This is a genomic window from Terriglobales bacterium, from assembly GCA_035561515.1.
In the GTDB taxonomy this organism is placed as follows: domain Bacteria; phylum Acidobacteriota; class Terriglobia; order Terriglobales; family Acidobacteriaceae; genus DATMXP01.
In genome coordinates, this window is sequence record DATMXP010000044.1 from 79,166 (window position 1) to 93,088 (window position 13,923).

Here is a 13,923-nt window from a genome sequence, read left to right on the forward strand (position 1 = left end):
GGCGCCGCTTCAAAAGCGGCGCCGATCTTCTTTTTAGGAATGTCTACGACTGCGTCCTGGCAATTGCCTCAGTTCCCGATTCCTCAGGCCAGACATTCAGCTCGTCGTAAATCTCACGCCACTGGTTGTGCACGAGATACCGCGAACCCAGCGCAAACGAGATCAGTCGCGCCAGCATCATCTCGTGCCGCGCATTCTTGTTGTAATGCTCGTCGATCAACTGCTCGATCGCTTTGATCTGGAATATTTCAGGTGGGAAGATCCCATCCCGCAATGCCGGTTGCAGGATCTCCGTCACCAACTCGGGCTCTGCCCGGAAATCTTCGTCCACGCGACGGAACTCCCTGTCCAGCGCTGGCCTCCGCCGCAATAGGTCATTCGTTTTGTCCCGCAACTTGCGCCCAGCGTAACGTGCCACCAGCTTCGCGTACTCGCGAGCGAAATTCGGATCGATGGGCTTTCCGCTATTGGTACAGGGCACATCTCGAATCGACGGGTAAGTGGTCGCGATCATCTGCTTGTAGACGCGTTGCTCCAGGCGGTCCATCGGACGAATCCCAAGCAGAAAATCCACCAGATCGTAGTCAAGATGCGGCGCCCGATTCTCGAACAGATATCGATCCACGCCGGGTGCCTGCCACGACCCCATCGGCTGCGTATTCTCAAACGCCCACACGTCTGCGATATCAAGCGGATGATCATTCCATACGCGGTTCACGCTTTCATCGAACCGCTCCACTAACTCACTGAAGGCTCTCTCAAAGCATTGCGGCGTGAACAAGCGCTTTGCCATCGGAAGCTTCGGCGCGATGTGCCGGTTAAAAATCGCGTCGCGTGCGCCCTGCCTCGTGCGGGCCATGAGCAATTCGCGCCACGTGTGCGAACCGCTGAACTCACCCAGCAACCCTGTAAGGACAATGTCGAAGTGTTGTCGAAACAGCGGATGGTAATGCAGTGACGTGACGTTGGAAAACGGGATAAGCCCTTCCGTTCTCCAGATCACGCCCGGGGCGTTCTTATACAAATACGCTCCGGGAGTACTTAGCGCGAAGTGCTGGAATCCCAGTCTCTTCGCCATCATTCCGGCATAGATCACGTCGCGAGATTCCGGCACCCCGAATGTGAACGATGGAATCGGCAGATGCCACGGACGAATCGCCGCGGCCACGGAACGGCTGTCGTATCCTCCGCTGAGGAAGATGCCCTTACGCATGTTGCCGCGCATGGCTCGGTCGACCGCACGGTCCAGCAATACACCGAATACAGTCGAATTCGTATGCAGGTCGTGGCGAGGAGCCGATTCGTTGTACTTGTATTGCCAGTAAGTGAAAGTGTTCAGACCCGACTCGTCTACCGTCAGGATTGTGGAAGGTCGAATCCGCTGATGGTCTCGCAGCCACATCCGGTCCGCAAAGTGCACCCCGTAAACGTACTGCTCCAGGAGTGCGGTTTCGTCATAAGTTGCGGGCGCATCATCGGCAGCCCGGATCGCCTTCACTTCTGTTCCAAACAGGAACTGGCCATTCGCGTACTTGTAGAACAGCGGTCGATAGCCATACCGGCCCGAAAAGACCGTCAACTTCCGTAGTTCACGGTCGTACAACACGATGATGAACAGTCCCCTGAATTCCAGGACAGCGGTATTGCCTCTCTGCATCAGCAATTGCAGACACATCTCCGCCGTCGTGTCCGGCGGAATGGAACTCTGCCATTTATTCCGGTGGGCAATTTTCAACTCTTCGGAGTTCGAGACGTCGCCATCCAGCCAGAGCACAAACCGGCGGTCATGGCTGAAAACCGGTTGCGGTCCATTCTCGAAGATGCCGCGGTCCAGCAACGTAGCGCCGAATCCATCGTCGCACCACGTGTAGCGATCGAACTTCACGCGTCGCACATCGATGCGTTCAGCCTGTCGTTCAACTACGGTTTGTATCTCGGACTTGCTCTTGGTGAGATCGAAGATCCCGGCTAGGTTCGGCATTGAGTTCTCGTGTTGCGTTCCATTTTTTCATGCCTCATCGCTCGAGGCAGAAATTACCGCTTCGGCGATGTTCATCAGCGTGGTGCGGACTTTACCGCATCATATCAACCGGCCCGAATACCCCGACTATTACTCCGGGGCATAGTACTTATACCTCCATAATCAGAACTTATAAATACCTGTTCTTCTTATGACCAAATGCCGTTTTAGTGACACCCTTCACACCGGAAAGTGACTCGAATCACGGCTATGTTTTGCCCTCCGAACGACACTGAGCTGTAACGAAGCCGGGGGAGGAATCCCCTTCCGCGACACGTGTGCGCAGGGGAAGTTTGCCCGGCAAAGATCCTGTGCGGAGGTGCCCCATGTTGCTCGCGTATCGCCTCGTGCGTCTCATCGAGACCCATGCCGACACCTTGGCGGACGGCGCACTGAAACTGCTCCAGCAGTCCGACAAAACGCGCGACTTCGCCAACATGGTACCGGCACAGGATTTCCGCAACGCCGTTTACGAAATCTACACCCATCTTGGTGAGTGGGTGCTGGGCAAATCCGAAGAAGACGTAGCTCGCCGCTACACCGAGATCGGCCGTCGTCGCGCCTCCCAGGGAGTTCTCCTCAGCCAGTTGAACTGGGCGATCGTGATCGCCCGCGAGAACCTTTGGGAGTTCCTGAAAGCGGAGGACAGCCTCGAACGTCCCACCGAGGTGTTCGGCGAACTCAGATTGCTGCAAATGCTTGAGACGTTCTTTGATCGCGCTATTTTTTACGCGGCCGTCGGTTACGAGCAGTACAAGGCAGCGCATTCGGAAGTGCATGCGGATTGAATGAGAGCGGGGGCAAGTCGTGTCGAATTGGATAGAGGAATACAAACGCAAGTTAATGAAGGCCAGCGACGCCGTGCGTTGCGTCGAGTCCGGCATGCGGGTTTACATCCACGGAGGATGTGCGGAACCCGAAACACTCGTCGAGGCCTTGATGGAGCGTGCTCCCTTCGTCCGCGACGTCGAAATTGTCCACATGCTCACCTTCGGCACCGCCCCGTACGTGACGCCCGAAATGGTCGGCCATTTCCGCCACAATGCAATGTTTATCGGCGGAAACGTGCGCGATGCCGTCAATGAAGGCCGTGCCGATTACACGCCCGTCTATCTCAGCGAAATCGAAGGACTCTTCGAAAACGGTGAACTCCCTCTCGATGTCGCCCTCATCGAAGTCTCGCCGCCCGATTCGCACGGATACTGCTCACTTGGCATCGGCGTGGACACCACCATGACCGCCACTCGCCTCGCCAGGTTCGTCGTAGCCCAGGTCAACGACCAGATGCCGCGTACCTATGGCGACAGCTTCATCCATGTCAGCAAGATCTCGGCCTTTGTCGAAAGTTCGCGGCCGCTCTGCGAAATGCCGAAGGAAGAACCATCCGAGTTGCAGCGCGCGATCGCCAGGAATGTGGCTAGCCTCATCGAAGACGGTGCCACCCTCCAGATGGGTATCGGCGGAATCCCCAGCGCGGTTCTTCCTTACCTCATGGACCGCAAGGATCTCGGCATTCACAGCGAGTTGGTCGGCGATAACGTGATCCCGTTGATCGAAGCTGGTGTCATCACCGGACGCGTGAAGAGCCTGCTTCCCCGGAAGATCGTCCTCGGTTTCGTCCTCGGCACGCGAGAGATGTTCGAGTACGTGGACAACAACCCCATCTTCGAGTTTCGCACTACCTCGTTCTGCAATGATCCGGCGCTCATCGCCCGGAACGACAAGATGGTCGCCATTAACTCGGCGCTCCAGATCGATCTCACCGGCCAGGTATGCTCCGACTCCATCGGTAACAAGTTCTACAGCGGCATCGGCGGGCAGGTCGACTTCCTCCGTGGAGCCTCCCGTTCCAAGGGTGGCAAGCCGATCATCGCGATCTCATCCACTGCGAAGCACGACACCGTTTCACGCATTGTCCCCATGCTGAATCCCGGAGCGGGTGTGGTGACCTCCCGCGGGCTTATTCGTTATGTCGTCACCGAATACGGCGTCGCGTACCTGCATGGCAAGAACATCCGTCAGCGCGCCGAAGCTCTGATTTCAATTGCTCATCCCAAGTTTCGAAATGAACTGTACGAGTACTGCGAGCGCACCGGTTGGTGTCAGCGTCAAACCGCCGACACGCTCGCCGTCGCGAGGTGAAGAATGGCAGTAAAAGGTAGCGTAACCATTAACACCGACGAGTGTAAGGGCTGCGGACTTTGTGTGGAGTCTTGCCCACCGAAGAAGCTCCACCTCGCGGAAGGTCTCAACCAGTACGGCATTCACCCCGCTGTGTATGCCGGAGAAGGCTGCACCGGATGCGGCATCTGCTTCTACTGCTGTCCGGAGCCGGGCGCGATAACCGTTTATCGCGAACAGGCCGTCAAAAAAGCCCCGGAGGTCGACTATGCGACAGTTGTGTAAGGGCAATGTCGCCATCGTGAAAGGCGCCGTCCTCGCCGGATGTCGCGCTTACTATGGATATCCCATTACGCCGGCCAGCGAAATCGCTGAATACGCGGCGCTTTATTTGCCGCAGGTTGGCGGCACATTCGTGCAGGCAGAATCGGAAGTTGCTGCCATCAACATGGTGTACGGCGCTGCCGCTGCCGGCGAGCGCGTAATGACCGCTTCTTCCGGACCGGGCATGAGCCTTATGCAGGAAGGCATGTCGTACATCGCCGGTGCCGAACTGCCCTGCGTCGTCGTTGACGTCGTGCGTGGCGGGCCCGGTCTCGGCAACATCGCCCCCGAACAAAGCGACTACTCCTGCATCGTGAAGGGTGGAGGCCACGGGAACTATAAAAATCTTGTTCTGGCGCCCGCTTCCGTTCAGGAGATGGCGGACCTCACGATGCTCGCTTTCGAGCTTGCCGACCGTTATCGCAACCCGGCCGTCATTCTCACCGACGGATTCGTGGGCCAGATGATGGAGACCATTGGACTCGAAGTCAGCGAGCACGAAGTGCCTTCGAAGCCTTGGGCCGTAATGGGCACACCGGAAACGCGCAAGAACCTGGTTTCGTCCATCTACCTCGAACCTGATGAGTTGGAAGCTCACATCCGTAAGCTCGAAGCCAAGTATCGCCTGGCCGAGCAACTCGAGCAGCGCTTCGAAACCTACATGGCCGAAGACGCCGAGATCCTGCTCGTCGGCTATGGCATCGTTTCGCGCGTGTTGCGTTCCACCGTGGAACAGGCTCGAGCTCAGGGCCTGCGCGTCGGACTTTTCCGCCCGATCTCGTTGTGGCCGTTCCCGTCGAAACCGCTGGCCGAGTACGCTTCGCGTTGCCGCTTTGTTCAGGTCGTCGAAATGTCGACCGGACAGATGCTGGAAGACGTGAAGCTGGCCATCAATGGCCGCACGCCCATTGAGTTCTACAACCGTGTCGGTGGCAATGTCCCGACCGCGGAAGAGATCCACACACAACTGCTGGCGCATGAAGCGGCTCACGTATAGCCGTCGCGAAAAGGGAGGCAGCTTTGTCGGAATTTCAGATTACTCACAGTAAATCGCCGCTCTTTTACGATCATTACGAGCGGAAGGCGGAACTTCAACACCAGACGCACTATTGTCCCGGTTGCGGCCACGGTATCGCCCATAAACTGATCGGCGAGGCGTTGCAGGAGCTCGGCGTTCAGGACGACACCATCTTCGTCAGTCCGGTCGGCTGCTCTGTTTTCGCCTACTACTACTTCGATACCGGCAACGTGCAGGCCGCTCACGGCCGCGCCCCCGCGGTCGCAACCGCCATCAAGCGTGCGCACCCGGACAAGATGGTCATCAGCTATCAGGGCGATGGCGACCTTGCCGCCATCGGTACCGCTGAGATCATTCATGCCGCAAATCGCGGTGAGAACATCACCGTCTTCTTCGTGAACAACAATATCTACGGCATGACTGGCGGCCAACTCGCGCCCACCACAATGGTCGGCGAGAAGAGCACCACCAGTCCATGGGGACGCCGTCCCGGCAACGAAGGCTTCCCTATCCATGTCGCTGAATTGCTGTCTACGCTCGAAGCTCCCGTCTACATCGAGCGCGTGGCGCTGAACGACCCCAAGAACATCATGAAGGCCCGCAAAGCAATCCGGAAAGCACTTGAGCTTCAAAAGAACAAAGCCGGATTCTCGCTGGTCGAAATCCTCTCGCCCTGTCCCACTATCTGGAAGAAAGATCCAGTCGTCGCTCGCAATTGGATCACCGAAAAGATGATTCCGCAGTTCCCTCTGAACACCTTCCGCGACAGGAAGGCGGACATCCCTGTCATCCCCGTGCCGCAGCGCCCGATCGCCGAGGCCATCGAGATCGCGGATGATGGCGTCAAGGCACCACGCGCAAAACATAAGACCCGTGACGTGAAGATCAAGTGCGCTGGGTTCGGCGGGCAAGGCGTACTTACACTCGGGATCCTCCTCGCCGAGATGGGAATGCGCGAAGACCTCGAAGTTTCGTGGCTGCCTTCGTATGGTCCGGAAATGCGCAGCGGCAGCGCCCACTGTCATGTGTGCCTGTCACACGAGCGCATTGGATCTCCGCTCATCTCCTCACCCGATGTGCTCGTGGCGATGAACGAAATCTCTCTGCGCAAATTCGCTCCACAAGTCGCAGCAGGTGGAACGATTCTCTACAACCGCGACTCGTTGCCACCAGACTTCTCTGCTCCGCAGGCTCGCATTATCTGCATTCCTGCCTCGGAGATTGCGGACAAACTTGGCAGCGCCAAGGTGCAGAACGTCGTAATGCTCGGAGCTCTGCTCGAGGAAACCGAGTGTCTGCCCTTGGATATGGCGGAAGCTGTACTCAACTCCACCGTGAAACGCAAAGAGTTCATGGAAATGAACCGGAAGGCCCTTGCTGCGGGCCGCCAATTCATTGACGACCAGGTTCGCGTCGGTGCCGTTTCGCAACCCGACGGGTTCGCCTACTAACAAAACTGATATTCACTGAGCCCTCGCCAATGCGAGGGCTTTTTCTACGTAACTGTTCCGGTCCGCAAAGCGGTCTTCGGCAACTTGCCCCACGAACACGAGTGCAAGCAGCAGCGGAAGCCAACACTCCTCCCGGCTGCTTGCGCATTTCGGTCAGGCGCACGCCACCTATTCCTGTAGCTAACCGTCCTACAAGTAACCCCAAAAAAGAGGAGTGACTATGGAACGCAACAATGGACTCATGTTGCTGGCCGGACTGGCTATTGGCGCGGGAGCGATGGCGCTGATTGATCCCGGCCGCGGAGCACGACGCCGATCATGGCTCAGAGACAAACTCTCCCGCGGTGCACACAGCTCCAACCGGCAGATCGACAAAAAGGCACGGCATATTCGGAACGAGGCTTTCGGAGCAATCTCCGAAAGGAAGGCTCGTTTATTCAACCGGCACGTTCCCGACGAAATTCTCGAAGAACGCGTGAAAGCGCAGATCGGTCACGTGCTTTCGCATTGCAGTGTTGACGTCCGTGCGCACGGTGGGCACGTAACCATTGAAGGTCCGGTGCTGCGCGGAGAGCGGCAGAAGATCGCAGACCGATTGGATGTTACCAGGGGAGTTCGCAGCTACGATCTGTTCGTTCGCGAGCACGACAGCGACGAAGGTCTTCCGAGCTTGCAGGGAGCCTCGCGCTTTCAGAGGAGAGCTGGATAGAAACCATACCGGGCGGGCCTTGTGCTCGCCCTACTTCTTCGCCATCTTCTCGGCTTGCTTCTTGGTCGTGGAGCGGATCGCTTCTGCTTCAATGTAGATTCCCTGCTCCCGGAGTGCCTTAATCTCAGCCTTGTCCAGTTTCCATTTCTTCTTCATTTCGTAGGTACTCGGGACGCGGCGAATCGTAGCGCTGATGTCTACCGTTTCATCCTCTGCCAACGCTGGCTTGCTGCCCAAGGCCACCACGAGTAGCCGGTTCCCGCGGGGACCAGCCGCGTAGTACACATTGTCCGTGGGACCCGCCTCAAGCTTCACGTCGTTCAGGTACACGATGTAGTTCGCGATCTGATCCGGCTCGTAATCGTTCAACAGCGACCCGAGTTGCGAAGGCGTGTTGATCGCACGTGCCGTGACCTTCGAATCCTCCATGGTCTTCTTGATCAGCAAGTAGCCTGAATAAAACGCAACGACGGAAAGCACCAGGAACACCGCCGCGGCGATCGCCAGTGCCTTGCGGCTGCGCAGGTACTCGTACCGCCACTGCTGAATCCGCGATAAGTCCATGTGGGGTTGGATGCGGGTTCGTAAGTTTGCGGAGCTGCTGAAGCTTACTGCAAAGAAAAGGCCGCGGTCCTCCCGCGGCCTTTCGGCTTCCGACTTTCAGTACTGCTTAACGCCTACGCGCGCTCTTCTTCTTTGCTGCTTTTTTCGCTCCGCCCTTTTTTGCGGCTTTCTTCGGAGCCTTCTTGGCTACCTTCTTTGTTCCGCCTTTTTTGGCTGCTTTCTTGGCTGGCTTCTTCGCTGCCTTCTTTGCGGCTTTCTTCGGCGCAGCCTTTTTCGCGGCCTTCTTGGCAGCTTTCTTCGGAGCCGCCTTCTTCGCGGCTTTCTTGGGAGCGGCTTTCTTGGCCTTCTTCGGAGCAGCGGGCTTAGCTGGTGGCGCGGCCGCCGGCGCAGGTTCTTCTTCGGGCTCGGGTGTCACTACCGTCTCGGTGGATACGCTCTCGCTGATCGTCCCCGCTACAGGTTCCTCGTCCTCTTCCTCTTCTTCGTCTTCAAATTCTTCTTCTTCGTCGAGGTTATCGTCGTACATATCGTTATCGCTGAATTCGTCCATATCATCATCGCGACCGTACAGGGTCTCGTCGTAGAAACTCATCTTTCCTCCTGGTTGTTAGCGCACTCGGAGTCACAGCTGCGAGCTTGGCTGCACAAAAACAAAGACCAATACTGCGAAAATCGGCGCGGATTATAGCACACGGAAATTCGCCCCGACTAAGTCAAACCTAGCCTAATCCAGAACATAGTCATTCATGAATTTTTATTTCGGGAATGGGATGATTACTGTCCTGTTTTCACAATGAGAACGTCACCGGCGTGCAACATCCTTCCGGATTTCGCGTTCGCCTTTCGCAGTGCCTGAACCGTGGTGTTGTAGTCCTCCGCGATGGACGTCAGCGTTTCGCCCGGACGAACTTTGTGACGAATCGTTTTGTTTCCAGTCTTCTCGCTTGCCTGTAAGCTGCTCTTTTTGCTGGACTTAGCCTTGCTATGCTTCGCCAATGCGGGAGCAGGATCTGCTGCGGTTGCTGCGGCAGTGGGCCGATAAATCTTCAGGACCCTGCCGGCCCTCAGCGTGTTCCCTTTCAACCCGTTCCACCGACGCAACTTCTCAACTGGGACGCTGAAGTCGTCTGCGACCGAAAGTACCGTGTCGCCCCGGCGCACTTTGTACCGCGTCGGTTTCTTCGAGAAGGCAAGTGCGGAACTGGCCTTGCGCGGGGCTACCGGGATGATCAGCCGCGTGTTTGTAGACAGTTCGTCTTCCGCCGCGATGTTGTTGACCTCGGCTATCGCAGACGTTGTGGTTCGGTACTGCTTCGCAATTTCCGACAACGTCTCGCCGGAGCCGACCTTGTGGTACCGCCACCACACGCGCATATCGCGCGGGATAGTGGCGATTACCTGCTGAAACTTCTCGGAGGTCCCGGCCGGCAGGCGCAGATCGTAGGTGCCGTCCTTCGGGGTGGTCATCCGGAGAAGGGCGGGATTCAGGTCTTGTAGGGTGCTCAGCGAACTGTCCACGCACTCGGCCACCAGGCGGAGGTCCACCGGATAATCGACCCTGACCGTGTCGTAGTTCATCGGCGGGTCGGGGACGAGATGATCGAGTCCGTATTGCGTGGGGTTCTTGGCCATGATGGTGAAGGCCAGGATGATGGGGACGTAATTCTTGGTCTCGCCCGGCAGGACGTTGCGCTTGTAGAGTTCCCAGAAGTCGGCGTAGCCGGTGCGCTGGACGGCGCGCTGGACGTTACCAGGGCCGGAATTGTAGGCCGCCATGGCGAGATACCAATCGCCGAACTGCTTGAATAGGTCCTTCAGGTGGCGCGCTGCGGCGCGGGTCGCCTTTTCAGGATCCTGGCGCTCGTCGAGCCACCAGTTACGTTCCAACCCGTAACCGCTCGCGCGGCTGGCCATGAACTGCCACATGCCGCGCGCTCCCGCGTGCGAGAGCGCAACCGGATGGAATCCGGATTCCGCTTCGGCGAGGTAGATGAGGTCCTGCGGTACGCCTTCTTCGGCGAGGATGCGGCGGATCATCGACTCGTAGCGTCCGGCGCGAGTCAGCGCGCGTTCCAAAGTTCCGCGTCCGCGGCTCGAGTAGAAGTTGATGTAGCTGGCAACGTAATCGTTTAGAACGAGCGGCAGATCGGACTTGGTGCTGCGAACTTCAATTTCCGCCTTGGCCTTGATGTTCGGATCCACCGGGAAGGTGGCTTCGTTGGCTTCGTCGATAGGAGCGGGTTCGGCGGCTTGGGCGGTGAATCCGTCGCCCTGCTGGAGGGCGTGCATTTCTAGTGTGTTGACGGCTTCGACGATTTTGTCGAATTCGTCTTCGAGGCGCTCATCGGAGCGGACGCCCTCGGGATAGGAGAGGAGCGTGTCGAAGGCGCGATCGAAATTGTCTTTTGCGCGGTCGAGGTGGCCGGCCCGATAGGCGGCTTGTCCCTCCCGGAACTCCTTCTCGACCTGGGCGATCAGGACCTCGACGGGGTCCGTTTTGGGAACCAGCTTTTCCTGGATCTTAGGCTGGGAGGGCTGGGCGGTGGCGGAGAGGGTGGGCGCGACGGCCTTTGGCGGCGGCTCGGCCGACTTCTTCGTCGTCTTAGAGGGTTCGCAGGCAGTCAGCCCGATCAGGGCAGCACCGGCGAATATCCATGAAACAAAACGAGAACCCATTCTCTCGCGGCCTTCTACCCCAAAACTAACCCACGACCTGTAAGACGCAGTACTCGGGAAATCGTACTATCGGGTTGTCCGCAGGGTCAATGCAACGAACGACTTAACAGGCATTGTCCGCTAAGGCACTGCCCTTTGGGTACAGCCTGGAAGCCTGCAAATGCGGACTGCTGGTTCAGATGCAAAGAAGATCGCGAGTTGTTGTTAATTGGTGGTCAGTTCGGCGACGGCAGGACCGGCCTGCGCGGAAAATTGTGGGTACCCCCTCCCCCCTCCCCGAGTTAGAAAACAAACGACTTACACGACGGACTATGAAAACAAAGGACTTATAAGTTGATGGTTCTAAAACCACTTACGTTATAGATTTGATTCTAAAGGACTTGCGAGTACCACAATATGTTGTATCGGGTCGTCGGTTTCCGGCTGTCAAAAAGACCGAGTACAGAGGTCCTTCGGCTCCGCCTCAGAATGACAACCCCGCTCCGGGTCAGAATGACAAAGACCAAGTACAGAGGCTCTTCGGCTTTGCCTCAGAACTCAGAATGACAAAGAACGAAAACCATCTACAAATTCAGAATAGCAATTTGGGTGGGGGCATCATGCCAGCTTTCTGAGAAATATATTTGCCGCTGAATCAGTGACTTACGTGGAAAGCGGAGCTTTGACCCCCTTGACACCGGTTTTCCCAAAGCGGGCCGCGGATGTCTCGTCTTTTTCAGGCACCGTGATAAAGGTCGTGAGAGGCGGTCGTTAGTCGTCAGGTTTTTGTCGTTGGCTAAACGGGAGGGCCAGACGTAGTCGGACCGCGCTCCCACGTGGCTGCTTTAGCGAGGCTGTTAAGATTTTCGATATGGAAAAAGAGATTCGAGACGCACTGGTGGCGATCACGGAACAACTGATCGCGTTGACGGAGAAGACGTACGAGGCCGAAGAGAAGGCGCATGGGGTGTACGCGTTTGTGTCGAGGCGGCATCCGAACATTCGGGAAGAGTACGACATCGCGGTGAACGCGAGCGGGATACGCGAGGCGCGGGAAGAACACGTACGGCAGTTGAGGGTGTTGGTGGAGAGGTTGAAGGGGTAACCTTGTGGGCGGGACGCCCGCAAGACAGCCGGCGAGACGCCGGCGCTACTTTTCAATTTTCGGAACCCACCGGAATATCACCGCCGATAAGGCGCTCTTGTGATATGAATCCTGCGCATGAAACAGTTGCGCGAGTTTCTCCGTCATCAGTACATCGGGGCAATCGTCATAGGGCTGCTGGCATACCAAGGGTTATCGGCTTTCCTGTCTGCTGTTGTCACGCCGCTTATAGTCCTAATGGGAAACTACGGCAGATCCACAAGTGTGCTCGGAAGCGAGCAGCCAGCGATGGACCTGCTGCAACTGGTGCCGAACATCGCGCGCGGAGTTGTCACGCTTGCACTCGCATACTTACTGCTTCGCTGGTTGTATAGTGCGCCGAAAGCAGAGCCTCTGGCTGAGCCGGAGACAGTCGAGGAATGAGAACCCGCGTGTTGCCTGAACTCTTACGGGACACACACATCGGCGCAATCATCGTCGCTCAATTCATTGCTGCCGCACTTCAAGCAACTCTGCGTGTAATCGAGGAACCACTCGTATGGGCGCTTTTCCAGATCATCAATTGGTTCTCATTCAAAGCTGTGCGCGGTAATTTTACGACCTACGACGAGCGCCTTGATTGTGTGCCCATGCTCGGCTGGATTATGAATGCCGCTGTCTTGCTGGCCGTTGCGTACCTGATTGCCGCGTGGGTTTACACGCCGAGGAAGCGAGTGGAGCAGTAGGTGTTCTTACACGCCGATGGTAGTCCGGCCCTTTCAAAAGAGGAAAGGACCGGGCACCCGGCGCTTACGCCCTTGCCGGATTGTGTCGCCCCTGAAGGGGCTCGGCAGACTCTGGCGTACACCTGTCCCAAGGCTTACGCCTTGGGCTCTGTTTGTATCACCTCGCCTGATGGCGAGGTTTATTCCTAAATTCCCATTCTGGTTTTCCAACTCCGGAACAACTGAACGATCCTGTTGCGATTCAGCCACTCTGGAATACAATGCGCGGCATGTCCCGTCCCGCTGGCGTTACGGTTATCGCGACGTTCTCTCTTCTCGGATCATTGCTGCTGTTTGGCCTGAGCGTGTTGATGTTGTTGGTGTACTTGTTTGCTCCCATGCTTCGGTCGAACGTCAACACCAGCGCTGCACCGCCGCAGGCGGCCTTCCTTGTGTCATTTTTCTTTCTGCTCGCGCCTGCGGTGTGGGGTTTAACGAGTTCCATCGGACTCTACCGGTCAAAGCGGTGGGCGCGAATTTCGACCTTAATCTTCTCAGGCATTCTGATCTTCATGGGCGTTCTCACGCCGCTGTTCCTGCTGGCTATCCCTCTGCCGGAAACGCCGCGAGCCGACCCGGCCATCATGTCCAGGCTGAAAGTCTTCCTCACTGTGTTCTACCTGCTGCTGGCGTCGATCGGCGCGTGGTGGATGATTTATCTGACACGCCCAAAGGTGAAAGAGTGCTTTATGACCGGGGTCGCGCAAGGTGAGCCGTCGCGGCGTCCGACCAGCGTGTCCGTGATCGCCTGGATCATGATCGTGAGCGCATGTTTTGTCCCCATCAATCTGGTCATGAGCCTCCCAGCGATGATCTTCGGATCAGTGGTTACGGGTTGGTACGCGAAAGTCCTGATGATTCTCTATTCAGCGGCATTGCTCTTGGGTGGCATAGGATTGCTGAAACTGAATTCGTTCGCCCGCAACTTCACGATTGGGTATTTTCTGTTCGGGATCGTGAACGGATTGGTTTCCTACTTTCGGCCTGGTTCCGAGGAGCGGATGAGGCAATTGCTGGAAGCAATGCCCGCGTCGTTCCAGACTCCAAATCCGCCCAGCTTTAATCCTTTTATTTTTTCGATGATGATGATCCCTTTGATGTTGGTACCGGTCTACTTCCTCGTCAGGAACAGAAGAGCATTCGAACCGGTATCGGTCCCACCGCCTCCACCTGCTGCTGCGGACTGATAAAC

General features: G+C 57.1%; 14 protein-coding genes. 10 read left to right on the top strand and 4 right to left on the bottom strand.

Annotated features, from left to right (window positions below):
- Positions 1-43 precede the first annotated feature (43 nt).
- Entirely contained in the window at positions 44-1,981 is a 1,938-nt protein-coding gene (locus VN577_19835) for an asparagine synthase-related protein (protein HWR17090.1), read from the bottom strand.
- A gap of 365 nt (positions 1,982-2,346) precedes the next feature.
- On the opposite strand from VN577_19835, the gene VN577_19840 reads away from it, so the two are divergent.
- The 6 genes from VN577_19840 to VN577_19865 all read left to right on the top strand — a co-directional run bounded on the left by VN577_19840 (position 2,347) and on the right by VN577_19865 (position 7,643).
- Positions 2,347-2,808, top strand: coding sequence for a hypothetical protein (locus VN577_19840; GenBank protein HWR17091.1), 462 nt, complete (start codon positions 2,347-2,349; stop codon positions 2,806-2,808).
- A gap of 19 nt (positions 2,809-2,827) precedes the next feature.
- On the top strand, positions 2,828-4,162 hold the full coding sequence (locus tag VN577_19845; GenBank protein ID HWR17092.1) for an acetyl-CoA hydrolase/transferase C-terminal domain-containing protein: 1,335 nt from the start codon (positions 2,828-2,830) through the stop codon (positions 4,160-4,162).
- Positions 4,163-4,165: 3 nt separating this feature from the next.
- Entirely contained in the window at positions 4,166-4,426 is a 261-nt protein-coding gene (locus VN577_19850; protein HWR17093.1) for a ferredoxin family protein, read from the top strand.
- Complete coding sequence (locus VN577_19855) at positions 4,410-5,462, top strand: 3-methyl-2-oxobutanoate dehydrogenase subunit VorB (protein ID HWR17094.1); 1,053 nt, start codon at positions 4,410-4,412, stop codon at positions 5,460-5,462. The genes VN577_19850 and VN577_19855 overlap by 17 nt, the downstream gene beginning before the upstream one ends.
- A gap of 23 nt (positions 5,463-5,485) precedes the next feature.
- The gene (locus VN577_19860; protein ID HWR17095.1) at positions 5,486-6,934 is read left to right on the top strand and encodes a 2-oxoacid:acceptor oxidoreductase family protein; all 1,449 of its coding nucleotides are present in this window, start codon (positions 5,486-5,488) and stop codon (positions 6,932-6,934) included.
- Positions 6,935-7,154: 220 nt separating this feature from the next.
- Positions 7,155-7,643: a hypothetical protein gene (locus tag VN577_19865; GenBank protein ID HWR17096.1), complete on the top strand. Its 489-nt coding sequence runs from the start codon at positions 7,155-7,157 to the stop codon at positions 7,641-7,643.
- Between the two features lie 30 nt (positions 7,644-7,673).
- Here the strand turns inward: VN577_19865 and VN577_19870 are convergent, their stop codons facing one another.
- The 3 genes from VN577_19870 to VN577_19880 form a co-directional block, all read right to left on the bottom strand.
- The gene (locus VN577_19870; GenBank protein HWR17097.1) at positions 7,674-8,207 is read right to left on the bottom strand and encodes a hypothetical protein; all 534 of its coding nucleotides are present in this window, start codon (positions 8,205-8,207) and stop codon (positions 7,674-7,676) included.
- Positions 8,208-8,313: 106 nt separating this feature from the next.
- Positions 8,314-8,799 (bottom strand): hypothetical protein, encoded by a 486-nt coding sequence (locus tag VN577_19875; protein HWR17098.1) that lies wholly within the window; start codon positions 8,797-8,799, stop codon positions 8,314-8,316.
- Between the two features lie 182 nt (positions 8,800-8,981).
- The gene (locus VN577_19880; GenBank protein ID HWR17099.1) at positions 8,982-10,883 is read right to left on the bottom strand and encodes a LysM peptidoglycan-binding domain-containing protein; all 1,902 of its coding nucleotides are present in this window, start codon (positions 10,881-10,883) and stop codon (positions 8,982-8,984) included.
- Between the two features lie 850 nt (positions 10,884-11,733).
- Between VN577_19880 and VN577_19885 the strand changes: the two genes are divergently transcribed.
- From VN577_19885 to VN577_19900, 4 genes are all read left to right on the top strand, one after another.
- On the top strand, positions 11,734-11,967 hold the full coding sequence (locus tag VN577_19885) for a hypothetical protein (GenBank protein HWR17100.1): 234 nt from the start codon (positions 11,734-11,736) through the stop codon (positions 11,965-11,967).
- A 117-nt stretch (positions 11,968-12,084) separates the two neighbouring features.
- Positions 12,085-12,390 carry a hypothetical protein gene (locus tag VN577_19890; protein HWR17101.1) on the top strand — a complete coding sequence of 102 codons (306 nt, stop codon included), beginning with the start codon at positions 12,085-12,087 and terminating at the stop codon, positions 12,388-12,390.
- Positions 12,387-12,692 (top strand): hypothetical protein, encoded by a 306-nt coding sequence (locus tag VN577_19895; GenBank protein ID HWR17102.1) that lies wholly within the window; start codon positions 12,387-12,389, stop codon positions 12,690-12,692. The genes VN577_19890 and VN577_19895 overlap by 4 nt, the downstream gene beginning before the upstream one ends.
- Positions 12,693-12,961: 269 nt before the next feature.
- Positions 12,962-13,918: a hypothetical protein gene (locus tag VN577_19900; GenBank protein ID HWR17103.1), complete on the top strand. Its 957-nt coding sequence runs from the start codon at positions 12,962-12,964 to the stop codon at positions 13,916-13,918.
- The last annotated feature ends 5 nt before the right edge of the window (positions 13,919-13,923 follow it).

What these genes read in the sequence shown, in the direction of transcription:
- VN577_19835 (HWR17090.1), bottom strand. Translation starts at nt 1,981, where the DNA reads ATGCCGAACCTAGCCGGGATCTTCGATCTCACCAAGAGCAAGTCCGAG.
- VN577_19840 (HWR17091.1), top strand. Translation starts at nt 2,347, where the DNA reads ATGTTGCTCGCGTATCGCCTCGTGCGTCTCATCGAGACCCATGCCGAC.
- VN577_19850 (HWR17093.1), top strand. Translation starts at nt 4,166, where the DNA reads ATGGCAGTAAAAGGTAGCGTAACCATTAACACCGACGAGTGTAAGGGC.
- VN577_19855 (HWR17094.1), top strand. Translation starts at nt 4,410, where the DNA reads ATGCGACAGTTGTGTAAGGGCAATGTCGCCATCGTGAAAGGCGCCGTC.
- VN577_19865 (HWR17096.1), top strand. Translation starts at nt 7,155, where the DNA reads ATGGAACGCAACAATGGACTCATGTTGCTGGCCGGACTGGCTATTGGC.
- VN577_19870 (HWR17097.1), bottom strand. Translation starts at nt 8,207, where the DNA reads ATGGACTTATCGCGGATTCAGCAGTGGCGGTACGAGTACCTGCGCAGC.
- VN577_19875 (HWR17098.1), bottom strand. Translation starts at nt 8,799, where the DNA reads ATGAGTTTCTACGACGAGACCCTGTACGGTCGCGATGATGATATGGAC.
- VN577_19880 (HWR17099.1), bottom strand. Translation starts at nt 10,883, where the DNA reads ATGGGTTCTCGTTTTGTTTCATGGATATTCGCCGGTGCTGCCCTGATC.
- VN577_19885 (HWR17100.1), top strand. Translation starts at nt 11,734, where the DNA reads ATGGAAAAAGAGATTCGAGACGCACTGGTGGCGATCACGGAACAACTG.
- VN577_19890 (HWR17101.1), top strand. Translation starts at nt 12,085, where the DNA reads ATGAAACAGTTGCGCGAGTTTCTCCGTCATCAGTACATCGGGGCAATC.
- VN577_19895 (HWR17102.1), top strand. Translation starts at nt 12,387, where the DNA reads ATGAGAACCCGCGTGTTGCCTGAACTCTTACGGGACACACACATCGGC.
- VN577_19900 (HWR17103.1), top strand. Translation starts at nt 12,962, where the DNA reads ATGTCCCGTCCCGCTGGCGTTACGGTTATCGCGACGTTCTCTCTTCTC.